The 4,016-nt window shown below is 63.0% G+C and carries 4 protein-coding genes; all 4 read right to left on the bottom strand.

Annotated elements, in window-relative coordinates:
• Nucleotides 1–240 precede the first annotated feature (240 nt).
• The gene (gene kynU / locus VIM98_RS16740) at nt 241–1,518 is read right to left on the bottom strand and encodes a kynureninase (protein WP_331994253.1); all 1,278 of its coding nucleotides are present in this window, start codon (nt 1,516–1,518) and stop codon (nt 241–243) included.
• A gap of 42 nt (nt 1,519–1,560) precedes the next feature.
• Nucleotides 1,561–2,085 carry a hypothetical protein gene (locus VIM98_RS16735; RefSeq protein WP_331994252.1) on the bottom strand — a complete coding sequence of 175 codons (525 nt, stop codon included), beginning with the start codon at nt 2,083–2,085 and terminating at the stop codon, nt 1,561–1,563.
• 15 nt (nt 2,086–2,100) lie between these two features.
• Nucleotides 2,101–3,117 carry an amidohydrolase family protein gene (locus VIM98_RS16730; protein WP_331994251.1) on the bottom strand — a complete coding sequence of 339 codons (1,017 nt, stop codon included), beginning with the start codon at nt 3,115–3,117 and terminating at the stop codon, nt 2,101–2,103.
• Between the two features lie 63 nt (nt 3,118–3,180).
• Nucleotides 3,181–4,016 (bottom strand): FUSC family protein (locus tag VIM98_RS16725; protein ID WP_331994250.1); only part of this gene is annotated, 836 nt, incomplete at its 5' end.

Genomic DNA, 4,016 nt, shown 5'->3' with positions numbered 1-4,016 from the left:
CTAAAAACCTGTCAATGACTTGGACACAGCGAAAACGGATCCTATCGTTGTGGGAGCGACTTCAGTCGCGACAAGGACTTGCGATAAGGCACGATCGTCGCGACGAAAGTCGCTCCCACAGAAGAGCCAGTTTTTAGAGGTTCCCTTCAGTCGCGACAATCCGAAACGCTATCGAACGGGATCCGATGGCCTCCAGCCGCGGCAGCACTTGGCGCCACGCTGAGAAACGCATACCCCGACTCACCCCTTGGCCCACGCCTGCACCGCTTCAGCAAATGCCACGCATTCTTCAAACCGGTTGTACAACGGTGCCGGCGAAATGCGAATCACGTCGGGCTCGCGCCAGTCGCCAATGACCCCATGCCGCTCCAGGTATTCAAATAGCTCGCGCCCCTTCGTGCGCCCGGCCTGAACCCGAATCGACAGCTGTGCCCCGCGCCGCTCGGGTTCGCGCGGCGTGACAACCTCCAGCACATCGCCAAGCTGCGTATCGACCAGCCACTCCAGGTAACCGGTCAACTCGATCGATTTTTCGCGCAAACGCTCCATCCCCGCCCGACGAAAGATCTCCAGCGAAATGCGCAGCGGCACCAGCGCCATGATCGGTGGATTGGATAGTTGCCAGCCATCGGCACCCGGCGTGGGCACGAACTCCGGGCCCATCTTGAAGCGCGAGTGCTTGTCATGCCCCCACCAGCCGGCGAAGCGCGGCAGCGTGGTGTGGGCATGCCGCTCGTGCACGAACGCGCCGCCGATCGCACCGGGGCCGGCATTGAGATATTTGTAGCTGCACCAGACCGCGAAGTCCGCGCCGCTATCGTGCAATTGCAAGGGCAAATTGCCCACGGCATGCGCAAGATCGAAGCCGACCATGCAGCCATGCTTGTGCGCAAGCGCGGTCATGGCCTTGAGGTCGAAAACCTGACCGGTACGATATTGCACACCCGGCAGCATGACCAATGCGATGCGCTCGCCATGTTCGGCAAGCGTACGTTCGAACGCAGCCATCGAGATGCCGCCGTTGGGCTCGTCGCCCTCCAGCTCGATCAAGGAAAGTGCCGGACTGAAGCCGTGGTAGCGTACTTGCGATTCGACCGCATAACGATCGGTCGGGAATGCACCGGCTTCGATCAGGATGGCATGCCGCTCCGGAGTGGGTTGGTAGAAGCTCACCATCATCAGGTGCAGATTCACGCCCAGCGTATTCATTGCCACGACTTCGACCGGTTTGGCGCCTACGACAGCCGCCAGGTCGTCACGAACGAACTCGTGATAATCCATCCATGGACGCTTTCCGCGAAAATGCCCCTCGACGGCAAGTTCGGCCCAGTCGCTGAGCTCCTCGCCGATCGCTTCACGTACGGCGCGCGGCTGCAGGCCGAGCGAGTTGCCGCAGAAATAATGAGTTTGTCCGTGGCCGTGCGGCGGAATCAGGAACTCGTCGCGAAACGCGCGCAGCGGATCGGCTCGGTCGGCAGCTTGCGCCCAGGCGCGGGTAGCTTCGTAGCTCGTGGACATGCGGTCTCTCTGTTCCGGCGAACGAAACGGCCGTGGAATGAATCACTGTTGCAGGCGGTCGGACACCGCCGCGCAGCCTTTGTCGAAGTCGGCACGCCAGCCAGCGCCCGCCTGACTCTGCGCGGGACGAACGCAGCGCAATTGCACGGCATGGTTGCCCTTCATCCAGTAACGCTCCATGTAAGCGAACTGCACGCCGTTCTCCTGCGCGGTGTATTCGAACGTACTTGGGCCACGCGTATTGGTGGTGCTGGTGATGGCCTTGTAGCCACTCAAGGCCTTGGCTTTGTCGGTGGCTGCATTGACGTATTGTTGGAATCCGGGGAGGTCGGCCACGTCCTTGACCGTCACGGTGACCCGAGCCAGCGTATTGTTGGCCGTAGGCGACGGGTCGGGCACCTGGAAGACGCGCACTTCGGGGTCGCCCTGGGTTTCCATGATGCCGACCCAGCTGTCGGGCGTGCTGAAATGGATGCTGCCGCCAGCCATGGCGACGTCGGTAGCGTGTAACGCGCCGCCAGCAAGCAGCAGTGCGCCGGAGGCAATGGCATTACGCAAGAAGCCCATGCTCGGTAGATCCCTTTAAGAGAAAGTTTGAAAACGCTGCAACGGTAGCCCAAGCCATTCCAGCGCGGTGCCATGAAACAGCCGCGCGCGCTGGCTGTCGTCCAGCGCCAGGGCATCGATGCCGCTGCCCGGACGCTGTTCGCCCAACGGGAAAGGATAATCGGTGCCGAGCATGACGCGCTCGACCCCGGTCACATCCAGCAGGTAACGCAGGGCTTGCGGGTCGTGCACGCAGGAATCGAAATACAGCCGCTTGAGATAATCGCGTGGATTGCGCGGGTTGTCGGTAGCAACCAGATCGGGGCGCATACGGAAGCCGTGCTCGATCCGGCCGATGGTCCAGGGGAAACTTCCGCCGCCATGAGCCAGCATCACCCGTAGCCGCGGCAGGCGTTCGAGCACGCCGCCGAATACCAGGCAGCAGGCGGCACGCGACTGCTCGGCGGGCATACCGACCAGCCAGGGCAGCCAGTATTTGGGCATGCTCGGGCTCCCCATCATGTCCCAGGGATGCACCAGTACGGCCGCGCCCAGGTCGGCTGCCGCTTCGAAGAACGGGAACAGTTCCGGAGCGTCCAGATTCCAGTCGTTGCAGTGCGAGCCGATCTGTACGCCTTGCAGGCCGAGCTCGTCGATACAGCGTTCGAGTTCGCGGATCGCCAGGTCCGGCGATTGCAGCGGTACCGTCCCGATGCCGGCGTAGTGGCGTGGGTAGTCACGACACAGGCCTGCGGTGTGATCGTTCAAGTGTCGGTGCAGCTCCAGCGCCTGGTAGCCGGGTGCCCAATAAGAGAACAGCACCGGTACGGTGGAAGCGACCTGTACATCCACGCCGAAGCGCCGGTAATCGTCGATGCGGTGCTGCGGGTCGAAGGCCGACTCCCAGACTTCGCGGAAGAACCGGCCGTCTTTGTAAATCCGGTGCCGGCCGTCATCGTGCATCATCACCGGGAACCGCTCGTCGCCGTACTTGGCCGCCAGATTGGGCCAGTCGCGCGGGAGGATATGGGCATGAGTATCGATTTTCAGCATGACGAGAGTGTAGAGGCTCCGCCATCGCCGGGCATGCTGCCCCGCCGCAGCGTATGTTGCTGGCTAGCCAGTGGCGGGGCTGCGCGCCTGTTGGGCGGTTGCGTCGTGGGTACGGCCGGCGACGTGTGCCAGGGTATTGACGTTGTCCACCAGGCGATCGCTGATGCGCGCGAGCGATTCGGCGGTCGCGCGGTCTTCGGCCATGGTGAGCAAGGTCGCCAGGCTGCGTTGCAGCGTGCGCAAATCGGCTTGAGGTGCCTGTGGCCGGTCCTCTCGTAGCGCGACGGCGACGCTGCTCACCACTTCGGCAGCACGCTCGACGAAGGCGCACACTTCAGCTTGTTCGGGCAGCGCGGAGTGGTTGTCGATCACCGCTTCGAGCGTCATGCAGGTGCGTGCAAGGCGATTGCCGTTGGCGAACAAGGCGTCGGCCAGCTCGCGCAGATGTCGCGGTGTCGCCGGCTCCACGCGCATGCGATCGAGCGAAGCCTGTGCGTTGCTGCGCGCGGTGCGTGCTGCAGTGCGCATTTCGCGGTGCGCATCGCGCTGGTCGAAGCGAGCCAGAGCGCGCAGATAATTGGCGTAGGCCTGCACCATTTCGGCCAGCGACAAGCGCACCCGGCCGCGTTCCCAACTGGGCCATAACACGTACGCAAGCAGCGCCATGCCGCTGCCCAGCACGGTATTGAGGACGCGGTCCAGCACCGCATCGGCGGAGTTGACGCCTTCGAACGAAAGCATGATCACTACCGTGCCGGTCAGGGCGGCCACCGCAACGCCATAGTGTGCCGTGGCCAAATAGCGAAAGATCATGCACAGCAGGCCCATCACCAGTAGATGCGCCCAGACGTCGTGTGGCGTGAAGTGCAGTACGGCGGTGGTAAGTATCAGGCCGAGGA

Source organism: Dyella sp. (assembly GCF_036568765.1).
In the GTDB taxonomy this organism is placed as follows: domain Bacteria; phylum Pseudomonadota; class Gammaproteobacteria; order Xanthomonadales; family Rhodanobacteraceae; genus GSA-30.
The sequence above is the reverse complement of the archived record's forward strand: the minus strand, read 5'-3'. Positions and strand labels throughout refer to the sequence as shown.

Excerpts from the sequence above, each read along its gene's own strand:
- kynU (WP_331994253.1), bottom strand. The coding sequence starts at position 1,518 with ATGTCCACGAGCTACGAAGCTACCCGCGCCTGGGCGCAAGCTGCCGAC.
- VIM98_RS16735 (WP_331994252.1), bottom strand. The coding sequence starts at position 2,085 with ATGGGCTTCTTGCGTAATGCCATTGCCTCCGGCGCACTGCTGCTTGCT.
- VIM98_RS16730 (WP_331994251.1), bottom strand. The coding sequence starts at position 3,117 with ATGCTGAAAATCGATACTCATGCCCATATCCTCCCGCGCGACTGGCCC.